Origin of the sequence: Alteromonas sp. CNT1-28, assembly GCF_022348345.1 — a bacterium.
GTDB classification, from domain to species: domain Bacteria; phylum Pseudomonadota; class Gammaproteobacteria; order Enterobacterales; family Alteromonadaceae; genus Alteromonas; species Alteromonas macleodii.
This window is the reverse complement of record NZ_JAKREZ010000004.1, coordinates 113502-128913: the sequence shown is the minus strand read 5'-3', so window position 1 is coordinate 128913 and position 15412 is coordinate 113502. Positions and strand designations below refer to the sequence as shown.

Genomic DNA, 15412 nt, shown 5'->3' with positions numbered 1-15412 from the left:
TCCTATCTTTTCCAGCTTGTTAACCTGAATTTAGCGGCCTTCTCTTACCACGATCACTTTAGTGTTGTCGTGATATCCAGCGTGACTGCGCTTGTGGTGCTTCACTTTTTTCACCTTTTTGTAGGGTGAATCGACAACCACATAGCGATTCCCATGCTTGCGATAGTAATGATTATTAGCAACGTAATAACGATGATTGTCGATAACTTCTACCCTATGCGCACCTGGCAAGACGTTAACGTACAGGCCAATTTCAGGAACGCCTATGGCTACGTCAATAATCGGACGAGCAGGTTGCGTAATAATAGTGACCCTTTCATTCGCCCCTCTATTCGAGTGAGAATGATGACCTGAATGGGCGCTTGCTTGCCCTGCAATCATTAAGCAAACGCCGGTGATAATACTCAGGGTAATACGTTTCATAATGCTTCTCCAAACTCATTCGTGCATGTTCACAGGCTATATTAATGAGTGAAGCTGAACGAAACCTGACTCAGACAGGATTTATACCAATCCTTACAAAACGCACAAAAAAGCCCTGTTCACAGGGCTTTCGTATTGCTGCTTGAGAAAATCTAAATGCTATGGCGAAGTGATGTCGGCGCCTGCGCTTTCTCTGTAGGTGGCAATGACAGAAGAGAGTACGGCTTGATAATTACTGATCACAGATTGCCTAGCCGAGAAAAAGCTACGTTGAGCATTAAGCAAATTCAGAAAGTCAGTGTCACCGGCTTTGTAGCGAATATCCGCAAGACGATAAAGCTGCTGATTGTTCTCGAGCGAGGCTAAAGCGTAGCGGTAGTTTTGTTGATTGAATACCAAGTTAGTTTGGCTATTTAACAATGCTTCTATCGCGCTAAGCACCGTCTGCTGATACTGTAATATTGCTAAATCCACGTCGGTTTTCGCCGCATTTTCTGCAGCTTCTAATCTACCGCCATCGAACAGGGTTGCTGCTGAGCTTATTGCAGCACTCAAGGTCCACCCTTGCGCTAAGTCCAGTAAATCACTAACGCCAATATCTGCACTTAAGCTCATGCCTGGAAGACCTGCCACTGACGCTTCGTAAAACGCTAAATCAGCCTGCTTAAATTGCGCTATAGCTAACTGAACATCTGGACGCTGCTTCAATACCTCAGCGCTTAATACAGGTGCCACTTCGGGCAGTGAAAAATCGGTTAGCGAAAGGGAAAGCAGCGCTTTTTGTTCAGGCGTATTAAATTGCATAGATTCATTACCTAACAATACCGCTAATGCCCGCTCATTAAGCGTTAAACTATTGCTCAGTCGCAGCACCTCCGACTGAGCACTGATCAAGGTATTGCGCTGCTGGGATACCTCAATACCTGAGGTATCCCCCTCTTCAAAGCGAATTTGAACTAGGTTTAGCAGCGCTTCGCTAATCTCAACGTTTTGCATCGCAATAGACAGCCGCGACTGCAGTGAAATCTGCTCAAGCAGGGTATTTATAAACAACGCCTGGGTGTCTAACAGCGCATCGGTAAACTGATACTGTGCAGTATCGATACCTAACTGACGACTGCGCTGCTGAGCATCTCGTGTACCCCATATGTCCGCGTCATAACTCAACCCCAGTCCACCTGAGGTAGAGTGGCTTGAACGGCCACTCTCTAGGTCTCTTCCACTGCGTCCAGATGTCCTCGCCGTTATAGTCGGAAAGTCACCTGCATTAACTTGTGCTAATAGAAATTGCGCTCGTTTTACCCTCTGCTCGGCTTGATTAAGGGTTAAATTTTGGCTTTCAAGCGTCTTCATAACGGGCGCAAGTTCAGCCACCTCGAACACCTTCCACCATGATGTTGTTATTTGACTAGTCGCGTCCACAGACTTCGCTTTTTGTAGCGCCTGCGTGTCAGTTTCGGGCAACGTTGTAGAAGGTGAATAAGCGCAGCTTGCGGTCAGCACGATACAAGAGAACGCGCACAGTAATGAACGAGCGGCAAGAGGCACAGAAAAGCGAAAAGAATGCATGGCGTTACTCCTCTGCCAACGCGTCAATGGGATTAAGCTTTGATGCTTTTTGAGCAGGGGCATAACCAAAAATGAGCCCTACAGCGAGAGATGTGACAAAAGCCAAAACGGGCGGCATTAGCGTGTAGGCGACAGGCACACTGAATGAAGCAACGATAAGGACAACAAAATAGCCCAAAAGAATGCCGAATATACCACCCAAGATACACACTACCCATGCCTCGATATTGAACTGGCGCAATATATCGCGAGGTTTTGCGCCTGTGGCTATGCGTAGTCCAATCTCCCTCTTACGCTCAGATACGTTGACCAGCATGATATTCATTACACCGATACCGCCAACAAACAAAGATATGGCAGCGACAGACGCCAAGAGCCAAGTTAACGTGTCTTGCGTTTCCGTGACCGCCTCTACCAGTGACTCTGTGGTACGCACCATCACGTCTTCTTGTCCGTGACGTTGTACCAACAGTGCCAGCACATCGTCTTTTACCTGAGTGGCTACTTCGGTACTTTCTGCCTTTATGGTAATGCTGCTTAAGTAATCCCGACCAAATACCTTCAAACGACCAGTTGTAACCGGAATGAGCACTTCGTCATCCATATCGTTACCACCTGCACTGGCGCCCTTAGAATGAAGTACACCTACGACCTGATAAAATGCATTTTGCATCAAGATGTACTCGCCTACTGCCCGATATTTATCTTCAAACAGGGTCTCAGCTACCGTATCTCCAATTACCACCACCGGTGCATAATTTGTTACGTCTTCATCGCTGAAAAACACGCCCTGCGCCATTTCCCAGTCTTTAGCATGAAAGTAGTCAGGTGTGGTGCCTGTAATACGTCCTGAAAAATCGTTTTCGCTGTATCGGATGGTTGCCCTTGCACTTCTTTCCGGCGCGACATAAGCCACACCCGGAACACTTTTCAATGCAGTGGCATCGGCTAACGTCAGCGATGCAATATCACCGGATGAGCGCATGTTTCGTCCACCCGGCCTAATCGAAATCAGGTTCGTGCCAATGGTTTCAATGCGCTCAAGTACCTGCTGTTTACCTCCCTCACCGATGGCCATCATGGTCACCACTGCCGCTACTCCAATAATAATCCCCAAGAGTGTGAGCAAGGTTCTAAACCAATTCATTCTAAGGGCAGTGAACGCCATAGATAGGGCTGAAAAAAGTGAGATACTTGGAAAAGGTTTAATTACCGCTACCGGTGTGGGCTCTTGAGAATGTACGTGCTGTATCGAAGCCGCATTCTTTTCAAATGATTCACTTGTGCTAGGCGCAGCGGTTTTGGTATCTGTTACAATTTTCCCATCAAGCAAGTGTATTTGCCTGTCGGCATGTTCAGCAACTGCACTATCGTGGGTGATAAGAATAATAGTCACCCCTTCTGCGTGTAGCTCGCGAAGCAATGCCAGTAACTGCTCTCCACTCGCCGAGTCAAGTGCCCCGGTGGGCTCGTCGGCTAGTATTACTTCTGCACCATTAATTAAGGCTCGCGCTACCGAGACACGCTGTTGTTGGCCACCTGAAAGCTCTCCGGGTTTGTGCTCTTTTCTGCTTGAAAGGCCAAGTTTATCAAGCAGCTGTTGCGCTTTTTGAGTGCGATCTTCGCTAGACGTACCGCTGTATATTGCTGGCAGTGCCACGTTTTCAGTGGCGTTTAGCGACGACAGTAGCTGATAGCGCTGGAAAACAAACCCGAACGTTTTCAAGCGAAGGGCAGAAAGTTGATCGGGGTTTAACGAGGATACTGACTGTCCGTGGATACGGTACTCCCCTTCTGAAGGGGTGTCTAAACATCCTAGGATATTCATCAAGGTCGACTTCCCTGACCCGGATTGCCCCATAATGGCGACAAATTCACCCTTATCGATTGATAACGAAACGTTATCCAATGCGGTGACTTCAAACCCTTCTGTTTTGTAGCGACGTGATACGCCATTAAGCTGTATTAACGACATATTAGAATCCGTCACGGCGGCGCGGTGGGCCTGATGGCGGCTGCCCACCCGGAACTCTGCGCATACCCGCGGCCGGCATTGCGGTGCCGTCTGCTAGACCCACAACCACTTCATCACCTTCTGATAGGCCTTCTATAATTTGAATATGGGTTCTATTTTTTATGCCTACTTTTACTGGCGTGCGAACCACCTCATCGCCCTGTTTAAGCATCACAAATTGATTGCGAGCTCGTCCTTTTACTGCCGCTAACGGCACAGAAAGCGCGCCTTTCACCTGCTCCTGCACAAAGAACACTTGGGTAGTCATGGCGTCCATTAACGTGCGATCAGGATTCTCAACATCGATTAGCACTTGGTATAGCACTACGTCATTAAGTACAGTGGGTGTAGGTAGCACTTGACGAACGGTAGAGTGGTAGAAGGTCTTGTTATCGCCCAAGGTAGAGAAATAGACTGGCATGCCGCGCTTTATTTTCTGCACATCGGCTTCAGACACTTCTGCGCGTAGGGTCATTACTGATAAATCGGAAATTTGAAGCAACACGGGGGCGTTTTGATTAGCATTCAGGGTTTGCCCCTCACGCACCGGTAAGGTGGCTACAGTCCCGGATATTGGCGCAAATATCTTTGCAAACCCGAGCTTAGTAATATCCCCTTCCAGCGAGGCTTCGTCGGCTTTAATCTGTGCGATGCTCGCCGTGATCTTGGTATCGATAACTTTAAGGTTTGTATCACTGCTTACGACTACATCTTGGCTGACTGCATTTTGCTTAAACAAATTTTGATTGCGTTGCGCTCTCACTTCGGCGAGTTCTCGCTCTGCCCGCAGCTGAGCCAGCTGTGCTTTTTTGCTGTCCAGCGCCGCTTGAGAGTTCTGTACTTGTGTTTCAAATACACGGGCATCGATCTCTACCAGCAAATCGCCTTCTTTAACAATATCCCCCTCTTCTACGTGAATATTGTCTACCTGACCTGAAACCTGCGCGCCTACCTCTACGTAGCGCTTGGGCTCAAGCTGACCTGTAGACACCAAGCTTAGCTCTATGTCCTGAACTACTGCAGGTTGAAAAAGAAAGCCTGGCTGTGACGACGATTTAAAAAAGAAAAAGTGAATAGCGTAGCTAGATGCACCTAGGAAGATAATGACCAAAATGCACTTAATAAAAAGTGAAATCTTCAACGTGTTAAGTCCTTACAAAAATATGCTTACACTATACTTTACGTAAGCACTATCAACGACAATACTGACGAGACTTTACCAATCTTTACACTTTCTAGATTTCTTCACTCTGTTGATTTTCAATGCTTAATAGGATTCTCGATTGTGTAGAGTCTAAATTACGGTATAACTGCTCTCGATATCCTGTGCTGAGCGCGACTAATGTTTCAAAACTGATTACGGCTCTTTTTTGTTGCCTCTCCTTGGCGTTAACATAGTCCGCATCCAGGATATTGAGCGTCAACACTGCCTCTCTGGCTTCAGTAAACACTTTTCTCTTTTCAGACAGTTTGCCCTTGTACTCTATAAGCAGAGCACGCACTATAGTTTGCTGCTCTTTAGTCAAAGCAAGCTTCCGCGTCATTTTTGCGATACTTTGTTCCACGTTATTTAGTGCGAACCCAGCTAGTGTTGGCCCTTGGCTGTGCTGGGTATTGCCACCGCGAACAGTACTTGCTTCTGCGCCATTCCCTCGTTCTCCCCGACTACCACTTACAGTGTTATCTCCATGTCTTTTACCTTGGCTTCGGGTGACTTCGCTTCCGCCCTGGCCGCGACCATGCTTGCTACCCTGTCCTTCACCTTGCCCTCTTTGGCCTTTTTGATTCCTTTGCAGTCCTTCTACTGCTTCGCGGTTCATCCCTTTTCGTTGAGTTTCCCGCTCTGAACCTGCTGCTGCGGTTTGAGGGCGCGATGATGATACTTCGTTAGCAGCGTTATTAGACAAATATTTGACTGCTATAACACTACAGATAATACTAACCAGTGCCGTGAGAATTAATTGCTTCATTGTTTTTTCCTCAAACTCGCTTCTCTTTTTACTAGGTTGTTGAACCCGTTAACTAACTTTTTCTTCTGGCGAGATTTTTTCACTACAAAACTAATCACTCCAGAAAGCACCATAATAAGCGCCAAGGTCATTATTCCAATCATTACAAGCAAGTACAGACTGGGTAAATTACGCCCAGTATGTAAAGGCACAATAAAGCGATAAAGCTTTTCACCGAAGGCTAATTGCCCGAAGTCCTCTTGCCCTAGCAAAGCGCCAGAGGCTGTATCTACGTAAACCGAAGAGCCGGCGAAACCTAACCAGTCGTTAACTGTATGGTATTTAAGCTGTAGCGCACCTGAATAGAAACTGTTGCTTCCTCTGGCACGCACGGTTCCAACACTCATCAATTGCGGGTCTTCAAAGCGATTTTCTGCTAGGTTCAGCATGTCTATCCATGGCGTGACCATATACTCTGGTATTACATGCGCAATAGGTGCTTCTTCTTTTAATATGCTTTGAGCCACGCTTCGATAAGTAATGGCCGCGCCAGTGATCGAGAACAAAAGCACAAAAGCCACAGTAACAATACCGCCGCTAAGGTGTGCAAAGAAATAGTGAGAGTTCTTATTTGCGGTAGGCACAAGACGCTTCAACTTGAATGTTTTCCGATGAGGCCACCACAAATAAACACCCAATAAGCTGATAGCTAGTGCAACAAGCCCTACCCAAGCCACCCATTCTTTACCTGCCAAACCTGCTATTTGCTGCCTACCGATAAGGAAATTTCTATGAAGTCCCAACACAAAGCTGGAAAAACTGTTCTGAGTAGATACTTCATGGTCAAGTAACTGAAGTTCTACCGCTGAATAGATGTATTTTTCACCGCGAAGTGCGACTTCAAACACGGGGCTACTGGGCTGAGGTACTTTTATCGATCTATAACCAGAGTGGCGCTCATGCAGAGCACGTAGGTGAGCAGAGAGTTCTGAATTACTTAATCTGTGATATTTTTGACCGAAATCTCTATCCACAGATATATAGTCAACAACACCCGTGATAAGACCTGAGCCTAAAGTAACAATAAATAAAACACCGATGGGAAAACCAACCCACCGGTGTAAAAGTGTCAGTGCTTTTTTCATTGGTTAAAAAGCAAATGCCATCTCTAGCCTAGCGTTTCTGCCAATTGAGTTATCAATCTGGTCAAAACGGCGATACGCTTCGTCAGTAATGTTGTTAATACGAGCACGTAAAACAAGCTTCTCATTTATTTGATAAGCACCGAAAAGATTCATCACTTGCGCAGCTTCTGAGTCATCACCAGTGACATTCTGATTTTCACCGACTTCGTCTTTGGAACCCAACACTTCTAATTCAGCACGCAATGTCAGAGTGTCATCAAAACCTGCCCATCCGATATAAAGTGTTCCGCGATCTGGGCGCACAGAATTAAGGTCTTCACCCGTATCTAAACGCTCGCCAATCGATCGCGCATATGTAGCGCCGATAAAGGTTGAAGCATATGTATACTCAAGCGAAGCTTCGACACCGCGAACTTGGCTTTCCCCCACGTTCTGGTTTTGCCTTACTAACGTTGTGGTATCGCCAACTGTTTCACTTTCGAGTACGACTTGCTCTATACGTTCAGTAGATTCGTTTTTGAATACACCTATCGAACCATAAAGATGAGACTTCGTGTCTTGCTTTCTATTAAACCGGATACCTACATCATAGGTATCTGAAAATTGAGGTCCGAGATCTTCATTCGGTAACGTTGTGGTAATCGTGGTTACACCACGGCGAGAAGTTTCTTGTGTATTGCCTAGAAGTAGTTGATTTAACGTTGGAGTCCGAAGGCCCTTTGCGTATGTCGCATAGAAAGAAACTCCGGGTAAAACACTAAAATTAGCCGTAAGTTTTGGTAACCACTCGCTACCATCATTGTTGGTACCTATATCTGTATCTATAGCATATCGTTCAAAACGTATTCCCGGTACAAGGTTGAAGTTTTCTGTAAATTGAATTCGACTGTGAGCAAACGCACCATAGTTCGAACGCTTACCACCCACATCACTACCGCCAACAAAAGAGAGTTCATCTGTAGAACCACTGACCCCAGCTGTAACGTCAAAAATGATATCATTCATGATAAAGCGCTTTGACGCATACGCCTGTCCGCCTTTCGTTTCTACTTCACGAGTATCTAATTCTCCAGGCTCTCCATTTGCACCACGTCTCCCTTCTAATAAAGTTTCTTCGTGGTCTGTTTTAGAGATAAATGCATTGGCAAAATACTGGGTCTCAGATGACGGTTTGTAATCAATCGAGATATTAGCGCCTGTATCTTCAACCTCATTGAAAAAGTCTGCATCTTGCCTCTCATTACTACGGGCAAATATGTTTGAACCTAGATATTCTATGTTCGACTTTGATACCCCACCCTCTACCTGCAAATTCTCAGAAACATCCCATTGCACTTTAGTTAGATAGTTTTCACTGTCACTGCCACTGTTTAGTACTTCGTTGCCATCACCATCGTCGTAACTTTCGAAGCTACGGTCTGAAAATGCAGCAAGTATACCCACATTGTCCGAAACGCTTCCCGCTACAATTCCCGTGAACAATCGTCCATCGCCGTTTGATTCACCATTCACGCGAACTTCACCACCAAAAGCGTCTGCGGCGGTTACGTAGTCAAATGGATCTACAGTTTCAAGCTGAACACGACCACCTGTCGACCCTGTACCAAACGTATTTGATACAGGCCCCCTAATAATACTGACCGATTTCATAAATTCGGGGACAAGAAATACTGGATTAAAGGTTGTTCCGTGCTTGGTAGTTACTAGGTTTTTCTCAGCGCCATCTACTGTCACAATAACGCTTCCTGCACCTTCGCTTCCGCGAAGGTTAAAATCGAAAAACTGACGACCGGGCCCTTGTAACGCCTCTACATTCGGAATGCTCCTAAACAATTCATCAGCGGTAGTAGCCATAAGCGTATCTACTTCACCTTCGCTTAACGCTAAAATTCCCTCTGATTCAAAACCTAAACCGTAGACTGTCAGCTTTTCAATATCTGCCTCTTTATACGTGTTATTGTTCTTTTGTGTTTTTTCCTGCGCACTTTGTGCAAAAGAAGGTGAAGCACCCATTGCAAAATTTAACGAAGCGGCAACTAAACAAAGCGTAATTCTGTTTCTAAGCATTTTAGTTTCTCGGCGATGCTAAACACTGCTAACAATTCAATGTAAGTCCAGCATTTAAATTTTTAAAACTTGATTAATTGGAGTTTTTTTAATGATAATTATTATCAATTGCATTTCAATGCCTAATGTATTCTCTACCATTCTCTCTTGAATGGTGAAAGCGTAAAAAACGACACAAAATATTGAATTTATTGTTTTTTATTTTTATCAACAGTTGTTTTTGCTAACTGTAAAGAAGTGTAAGGCTGAATCGTTAACGTGCTATTTCGAGTAAACTATTATGATGAAGAACGCTAATCCCCCCCAAAAAGTACTGATAATTGATGACGATGAAGATCTTTGTACTTTACTTGCTGACTATCTAAAACGTAATCGCTATGAGGCTTCATATTGTACAGATAGTTTATATGGCGTATCGCTAGCGCTATCATCCAATACTGACATAGTGGTACTTGATGTAATGATGCCTAAGCTCGACGGCTTTGCGGCGCTTAAGAAAATACGTCTTCAAAGTGATGTTCCTATTATTATGCTTACTGCTGTGGACGAGGCTCACGAGCGCATACAAGGCCTTGAGCTAGGCGCAGATGATTACTTAGTGAAGCCATTTGTTCACAAGGAGTTGTTAGCCCGAATTAATGCTCTCACTCGTCGTATTACGTCGTATTCACCTGCAAAGTCTCAACACTTACTTACATTTGCAGACATAAAATTAGACACTGCAAGTCGACAGGCGACGGCTGACGGTCTGCAGTTACAGCTTACTAGCGCTGAAATATCAATTTTAGAAGTTCTTTTACGGCACGGTGCAAACACTTGCGACAAATCGATTATTAGCCGCTTGGCCTTCGCCCGGCCACTCGAAAAAGGCGACCGCTCTATTGATGTTCACGTCAGTAATATACGGAAAAAAATAGCGAAACAAACAGGAGTGGACAGAATAAAAAATGTTCGTGGTGTAGGCTATGTGCTGGTTGGGGACAAAATAGAATGAAGTTAGTAACGCGCTCTTTGTTCGTGAAAGTATATTTTTGGTTTTGGATTATTACTGTCAGCATAGTTTGCGTACTGTTACTTGTAAATCCACTTAATTATGCCGCAATTCACACAGAACCCTTACGACAAAATGAACTGGATAACTTTGCTCGATTTTCTGAGGTGCTATCACGAGTATTGAGCAATCGCTCACAACCACTGCTTAGCAACTCTCCCCCTAAGCTCACTCGAAAACGCTATTTGTATTTTTACAATGCGTCTGATGGATTGACAATTCAAAATAAACCACTGCCTATAAATATCGATGTGAGTTTACTTAATGATATAAATGCAGAGAGCCCAATGCGACTAATCAGCGAGCAGTTTACTGCTATAGGCCCGGTCGACATTGAGCTAGATAGCTTGAACTACGCTATGTTTGAACTGTTCCCCGATAAAGGAGCTACTTTGGGGTCACAGATAACGTTGGCGCCTTTATGGGTTAAGGTTGCCGTTGTGATTTTCGTATCTACCGTACTCGTTTTCTTCTTCACTCAAAGTTTTGTTCGCCCCATTCTTGCACTTAGAGATAGCGCAGTCGAAATTTCTAAGGGAAAACTGTCCAGTCGCGTAAAGACAAATATGAATCGGAAAGATGAAATCGCTCAACTATGTGCAGAGTTCAACGATATGGCAGACAAACTTGAACGCGCTGTAAATAACCAAAAGCGCCTTTTCAGAGATATTTCACACGAATTGCGCTCGCCTCTCATGCGGCTGTCTACCGCCAATGAAATTGCAGCGAATATGGCAAGCAGTGAACTGCGTCCTTATTTAAACAGAATAGAAACCGAGTCGTTGAAGCTTGAGGGCATTATAGAAGAGCTTCTTATTTATTCTAGATTGCAGGCGCAACAAGAGCCGGTAAAACAAGAAAAAACGGACCTATTCTCGCTGCTTTCCCCGATAATTAGCCAGGCGGAATTTGACGCGCATTCTCGAGAAAAAACGCTAGTCATCAGTCAGATTGAACCTATAAACATGATGACGGATAAGCGACTCACCACGCGAGCCCTGGAAAACCTGTTATCAAACGCAGTTCGCTACGCTGCGTTAAACGTTTGCGTAAATGTTCGGGTAACAAACACACTCATAATCATTGATATAGAAGACGATGGAGAGGGGGTAGACGACGATGCCCTTCAGGAACTTGCTAAGCCCTTTTATCGCGTTGCGACCTCTCGTGAAAGAGATACAGGTGGCAGTGGAATTGGGCTTGCTATAGCAAATAGCGCGGTGCGCATTCAGCAAGGAGCGCTTGAATTTTCCCATGCTAGCACAGGTGGCCTAAAAGCTTCTGTTATCCTTCCACTGCTTTAACAATACGAAGTATCACGCCTAAGCAAAACTGTTTATAGCACTCTGAAAGAAAAAGAAGCTAACGAGCACCCTCGTAACCAAACTGACGCCAGCTTTCATACACAAATACCGATACTGCATTAGACAAGTTCATACTACGACTGTCTGGCAACATAGGGATGCGAACACGCTGCTCTGGAGGAAGCGATTGAATATAGTCGTCTGGTAAACCTCGAGTTTCCGGTCCGAAAATTAACGCATCGCCTTTTTGATAAGACACATCGCTGTGAAATGCTTTGCCTTTCGTTGTGCAAGCGAATACCCGTTTTGGCTTAGCATCATTCAGGTAAGCGTCTAAACTGGCGTGGCGCTTTACGTGAGCAAACTCGTGATAATCTAAGCCTGCGCGTCGAACGCGTTTATCGTCCCATTCAAAACCCAAGGGCTCGATTAAGTGCAACGTAAAGCCACTGTTTGCGCATAAGCGGATGATGTTTCCCGTATTAGGCGGGATCTCTGGCTGATAGAGTACGATATCGAGCATGCTTTTTTAAATTACCTTCACAGTTAACAACTCGTTTATTTTATACCGAAACGCCATTCTTCATCACCCTTGCACACACTTTTATTACCTGTGAAATAGAAAGCGCTGCTCTTAAGTATGATTACCTAACTAAATGTTAGCTTTGGCTGCACTTATGTAGACGAGTCTTCTGTCAAAAAGTCGAGAATACGCGCCACAGAGCGCTCGCGAATGTCGTCAGACTCGGTGAATAGCTCATGGTAAGCGCGGGGCACTATTTCAAGTTTTGCATTTGGCATAAGCTGCGCCACGCGGCGTTGACGGTTATTATCAATAATCGCGTCATCGTCTGCACTTAATACAAGCGAGGGCGTTGTAATAGCGCGTGCGCTACTTTCAATTTTGTTCATAGCCTGATGTGCCGCGGCCAACCACTCAGTAGTCACGCCACCAAGCTGAATATCCTGCTCTTCGTCATACAGTTCACGAAACAGCGCATAGCGGGTTTTGCTGTGGGTGAGCTTATTAAGTGAAAAAGGAAACGCGATATACGGGGTTTGACCAAAAAAGTACCCCGCATCTTTCTTTTTCATCCTGTTTACCGCAAGGCCTGTGCGAATTAAGCCATTCGCCAACCAATTGGGCAGAGCGGGTTTAATGCCAAACATGGGCGAAGCTAAAACGGCTTTTGAAAACAAATTCGGAAGACGCAGCAGCGTGAGTGCACCAATGGCGCCCCCCATCGAATGGCATACCAGCTGTAACGGGCCTTGCTGCAGTGGCTTTACAATAGTTTCTACGAACATAACGAAGTCATCAACGTAGTCGTCAAAATCGGCAACATAACCATGCTGAGGGTCACGGGTCATCCTGTCTGACAAGCCTTGGCCTCTGTGATCTAAGATGAATACGGCGAAACCATTTTGATAGAGATCGTAAATGAACTCTTTGTACTTTAAATAAGATTCGATTCGACCAGAGCATATTACAATGGTAGCTCGCGGCGATTCTGGGATACAGTGCGCAAAGCGTACCTTGATATTGTCTTTCCCAGAGAAGTGGCCCTGAGTAACACTGTTTTGCCAGAAGGGATTGATATACGTGGCAAAAGTGCTGGCTAAGTTATTTTCAGACGTGAACGTCCAGTTCATAAATACCCTATTACAGTCAAATTGCGCTCTTTGTTAGGCTACGGAGTGCTATCAACGTTCCCAATCATAACTTGGGAAATGACATAGTAACTCGTAGCCCACCGCGCTCAGCAGGTTCAGCGATTATGCGTCCATGATGCAACTCAACTGCCGCTTTTGCAATGGATAAGCCCAAGCCTACGCCTCCTGACTCGCGCTCTCTGGCAAGAGTTGCCCTGTAAAACGGTGAAAATATACGCTCACATTCCTCAAGGGTTAACCCGTCGCCGTCATCTGTAATGTGAATACACCAATGCTGCGCATCTTCGCTAAACGCAATATGCGTGACGAGTTTGCTATGGCGTATGGCATTGCGAAGAACATTCTCGACAGCGCGACAAAACATCATGCTGTCAATGACTACCGTCTTTTTGGGTATATCGTCAATTTTTAACTGCTTGTTTTTGTTTGCCACTTCAAAGTTAGCGTCGGTAAGCACATCGTTGAGTACTAAAGACAAAGCGTGTTTTTGCATGTTGGCTTCGCCAGCTTCAGCACGACTAAGAGTAAGTAATTGGCTTACCAGCGCTTCCATACGATCAGCCTCTCGCTCAACACGAGATAACGTGGCAGGGTCTACATTTTGCTGATGGGCAAGACCTAGCGCCATTTGCAGTCGCGCTAGGGGTGAACGAAGTTCGTGAGACACATCGGCCAATAATCGCTTCTGTGCGCCCCACATTGATTCGAGCTGTTCAGCCATTTTATTGAAATCGCGCGCCAACTGACCTAACTCATCCTGACGCTTGGCAGCCTTGCCCACCCGCGTTTGCCAGTCGCCGCTTGCTAGACGTTTTGCTGAACCCTGAATGTGCAAAATAGGGTTGGTCAGCGTTTTGGCGAATAGCCAGCTCAAAAGCGTGGTAGTAATAAGTGCAATCGCCAAAAACAGCAGAACCGGAGGAGTTTGCTTTTCGGGCATATCAAGCTTTACCGCAAAAAGCGCAAAGCGTGAATTGTCTCGCTCGAAGAAAACCGGGCCGAGAATTTTGAATGCGCCGCGCTTTACTGCAATCGGGGAGGTTTGATTTACCAAACGCAGTAAATCTTCTTTATCGTTGTCACGAAGCGGAGGGCCTCCACCTGAAATAAGGCGGTTGTCGCGAATATCTACCGCAACCAGTCGACCTCTCACGCCACGTGAATTGCGATCTAGCGTCTCATGTAACGGTAGGTCCTGAAAGCGCCCACGCTGCATCCGCTCAATGGCTTGATTTAAATCTTCTACTTCGCGAGGCTTTATTTGCACAACTTGAAGGTCTTCAAAAAAGAGGCGACTTCCCCAAATGGCCAAAAGCGATGTAACAATGAACGTTGCCCAAAACCACAGAAACAAACGGCCCATGATGGCCCGCGTTGGGCTGATGCTGCGTAACAGTTTTACCATTAATGGCTTCCAACAATTAACATGTACCCTACTCCGCGGATGGTTTTGATTTTTTCATCTACGGCTACTGCACTGATTTTCTTTCGCAGGTTGCTAACATGCATATCAATGCTTCTGTCAAAAGCTTGCAGTGGCTTGCCGAGTATCTTTAAGCTTATTTCTTCTTTCGTTACCCGCTGAGCGGTATTTAGCATTAGTAAACGCAAAATTAAAAACTCAGTTGTGGTTAGCGTTAATTCCACATCGTCTACTTTAGCGAGCTGGCTACTTGGGCTTAAAAAGATGCCATTCACAAATAAATCTTGTTCCACCGCTCCTCCCGTTGAGGAAAGATTATGACGACGCACAATCGCTTTTATTCGCGCCACCAGCTCACGATGGTTAAACGGTTTCGGTAAATAATCATCGGCGCCCATTTCCAGACCTAAAATGCGGTCGTAATCATCGCCTCTTGCTGTCAACATGAGTACAGGCGTGCTATGGCTGACACGAAGTTTTTTCAACACATCGAAGCCATCCATCTTTGGCATCATCACATCCAATAAAATAAGATCGTAATGTCGTCCAGATACAGCTTCAGATAACCCTTCTTCGCCGTCGTTACGCACTTGCACTTGATAACCCATACTCGACAGGTACGTGGAGAGCATTTCAGTTAGCTCAAGGTCATCATCAATAACAAGGATAGACTGCAAATGAAAATCTGAACTCATGGTATTAAACTCTTTAACGGTTGGAACTGCTGACCTTTGATTCATGAAAGTGCCTGTAATTTTTATAAACTTCAACCTGCGCTTGTGGTGAGTCTTGT

General features: G+C 45.4%; 13 protein-coding genes. 2 read left to right on the top strand and 11 right to left on the bottom strand.

The annotated features are described in order from the left end of the window. Positions 1 to 30: 30 nt before the first annotated feature. From MHN02_RS03910 to MHN02_RS03880, 7 genes are all read right to left on the bottom strand, one after another. Positions 31 to 423, bottom strand: a complete 393-nt coding sequence (locus MHN02_RS03910; protein ID WP_239244655.1) for an NAD(FAD)-dependent dehydrogenase — start codon at positions 421 to 423, stop codon at positions 31 to 33. Between the two features lie 159 nt (positions 424 to 582). After that, positions 583 to 1992 carry a TolC family protein gene (locus MHN02_RS03905; RefSeq protein WP_239244653.1) on the bottom strand — a complete coding sequence of 470 codons (1410 nt, stop codon included), beginning with the start codon at positions 1990 to 1992 and terminating at the stop codon, positions 583 to 585. Between the two features lie 4 nt (positions 1993 to 1996). Continuing rightward, positions 1997 to 3967, bottom strand: coding sequence for a MacB family efflux pump subunit (locus MHN02_RS03900; RefSeq protein WP_239244651.1), 1971 nt, complete (start codon positions 3965 to 3967; stop codon positions 1997 to 1999). Position 3968: 1 nt separating this feature from the next. Continuing rightward, positions 3969 to 5147 carry an efflux RND transporter periplasmic adaptor subunit gene (locus MHN02_RS03895; protein WP_156085856.1) on the bottom strand — a complete coding sequence of 393 codons (1179 nt, stop codon included), beginning with the start codon at positions 5145 to 5147 and terminating at the stop codon, positions 3969 to 3971. A 94-nt stretch (positions 5148 to 5241) separates the two neighbouring features. Next, a complete protein-coding gene (locus MHN02_RS03890) occupies positions 5242 to 5976 on the bottom strand; it encodes a hypothetical protein (RefSeq protein ID WP_239244649.1) in 735 nt (244 codons plus the stop codon). Continuing rightward, the gene (locus MHN02_RS03885; RefSeq protein ID WP_239244647.1) at positions 5973 to 7100 is read right to left on the bottom strand and encodes a PepSY-associated TM helix domain-containing protein; all 1128 of its coding nucleotides are present in this window, start codon (positions 7098 to 7100) and stop codon (positions 5973 to 5975) included. Before MHN02_RS03885 ends, MHN02_RS03890 begins: the two co-directional genes overlap by 4 nt. A gap of 3 nt (positions 7101 to 7103) precedes the next feature. Beyond that, positions 7104 to 9167, bottom strand: a complete 2064-nt coding sequence (locus MHN02_RS03880; protein ID WP_239244645.1) for a TonB-dependent receptor — start codon at positions 9165 to 9167, stop codon at positions 7104 to 7106. Positions 9168 to 9447: 280 nt separating this feature from the next. Here MHN02_RS03880 and MHN02_RS03875 point away from each other — a divergent pair, with 280 nt between their 5' ends. Next, positions 9448 to 10161: a response regulator transcription factor gene (locus MHN02_RS03875; RefSeq protein WP_239244643.1), complete on the top strand. Its 714-nt coding sequence runs from the start codon at positions 9448 to 9450 to the stop codon at positions 10159 to 10161. Then, positions 10158 to 11522: an ATP-binding protein gene (locus MHN02_RS03870; RefSeq protein WP_239244641.1), complete on the top strand. Its 1365-nt coding sequence runs from the start codon at positions 10158 to 10160 to the stop codon at positions 11520 to 11522. The genes MHN02_RS03875 and MHN02_RS03870 overlap by 4 nt, the downstream gene beginning before the upstream one ends. 58 nt (positions 11523 to 11580) lie before the next feature. Here MHN02_RS03870 and trmL read toward each other — a convergent pair whose 3' ends face one another. The 4 genes from trmL to MHN02_RS03850 form a co-directional block, all read right to left on the bottom strand. Then, on the bottom strand, positions 11581 to 12045 hold the full coding sequence (trmL, locus tag MHN02_RS03865; RefSeq protein ID WP_202941782.1) for a tRNA (uridine(34)/cytosine(34)/5-carboxymethylaminomethyluridine(34)-2'-O)-methyltransferase TrmL: 465 nt from the start codon (positions 12043 to 12045) through the stop codon (positions 11581 to 11583). A gap of 152 nt (positions 12046 to 12197) precedes the next feature. Then, positions 12198 to 13175: an alpha/beta fold hydrolase gene (locus tag MHN02_RS03860; RefSeq protein ID WP_039231048.1), complete on the bottom strand. Its 978-nt coding sequence runs from the start codon at positions 13173 to 13175 to the stop codon at positions 12198 to 12200. Positions 13176 to 13239: 64 nt separating this feature from the next. Continuing rightward, entirely contained in the window at positions 13240 to 14601 is a 1362-nt protein-coding gene (locus MHN02_RS03855; RefSeq protein ID WP_239244639.1) for an ATP-binding protein, read from the bottom strand. Further along, positions 14601 to 15314, bottom strand: coding sequence for a response regulator transcription factor (locus MHN02_RS03850; protein WP_239244699.1), 714 nt, complete (start codon positions 15312 to 15314; stop codon positions 14601 to 14603). The genes MHN02_RS03855 and MHN02_RS03850 overlap by 1 nt, the downstream gene beginning before the upstream one ends. Positions 15315 to 15412 lie beyond the last annotated feature (98 nt).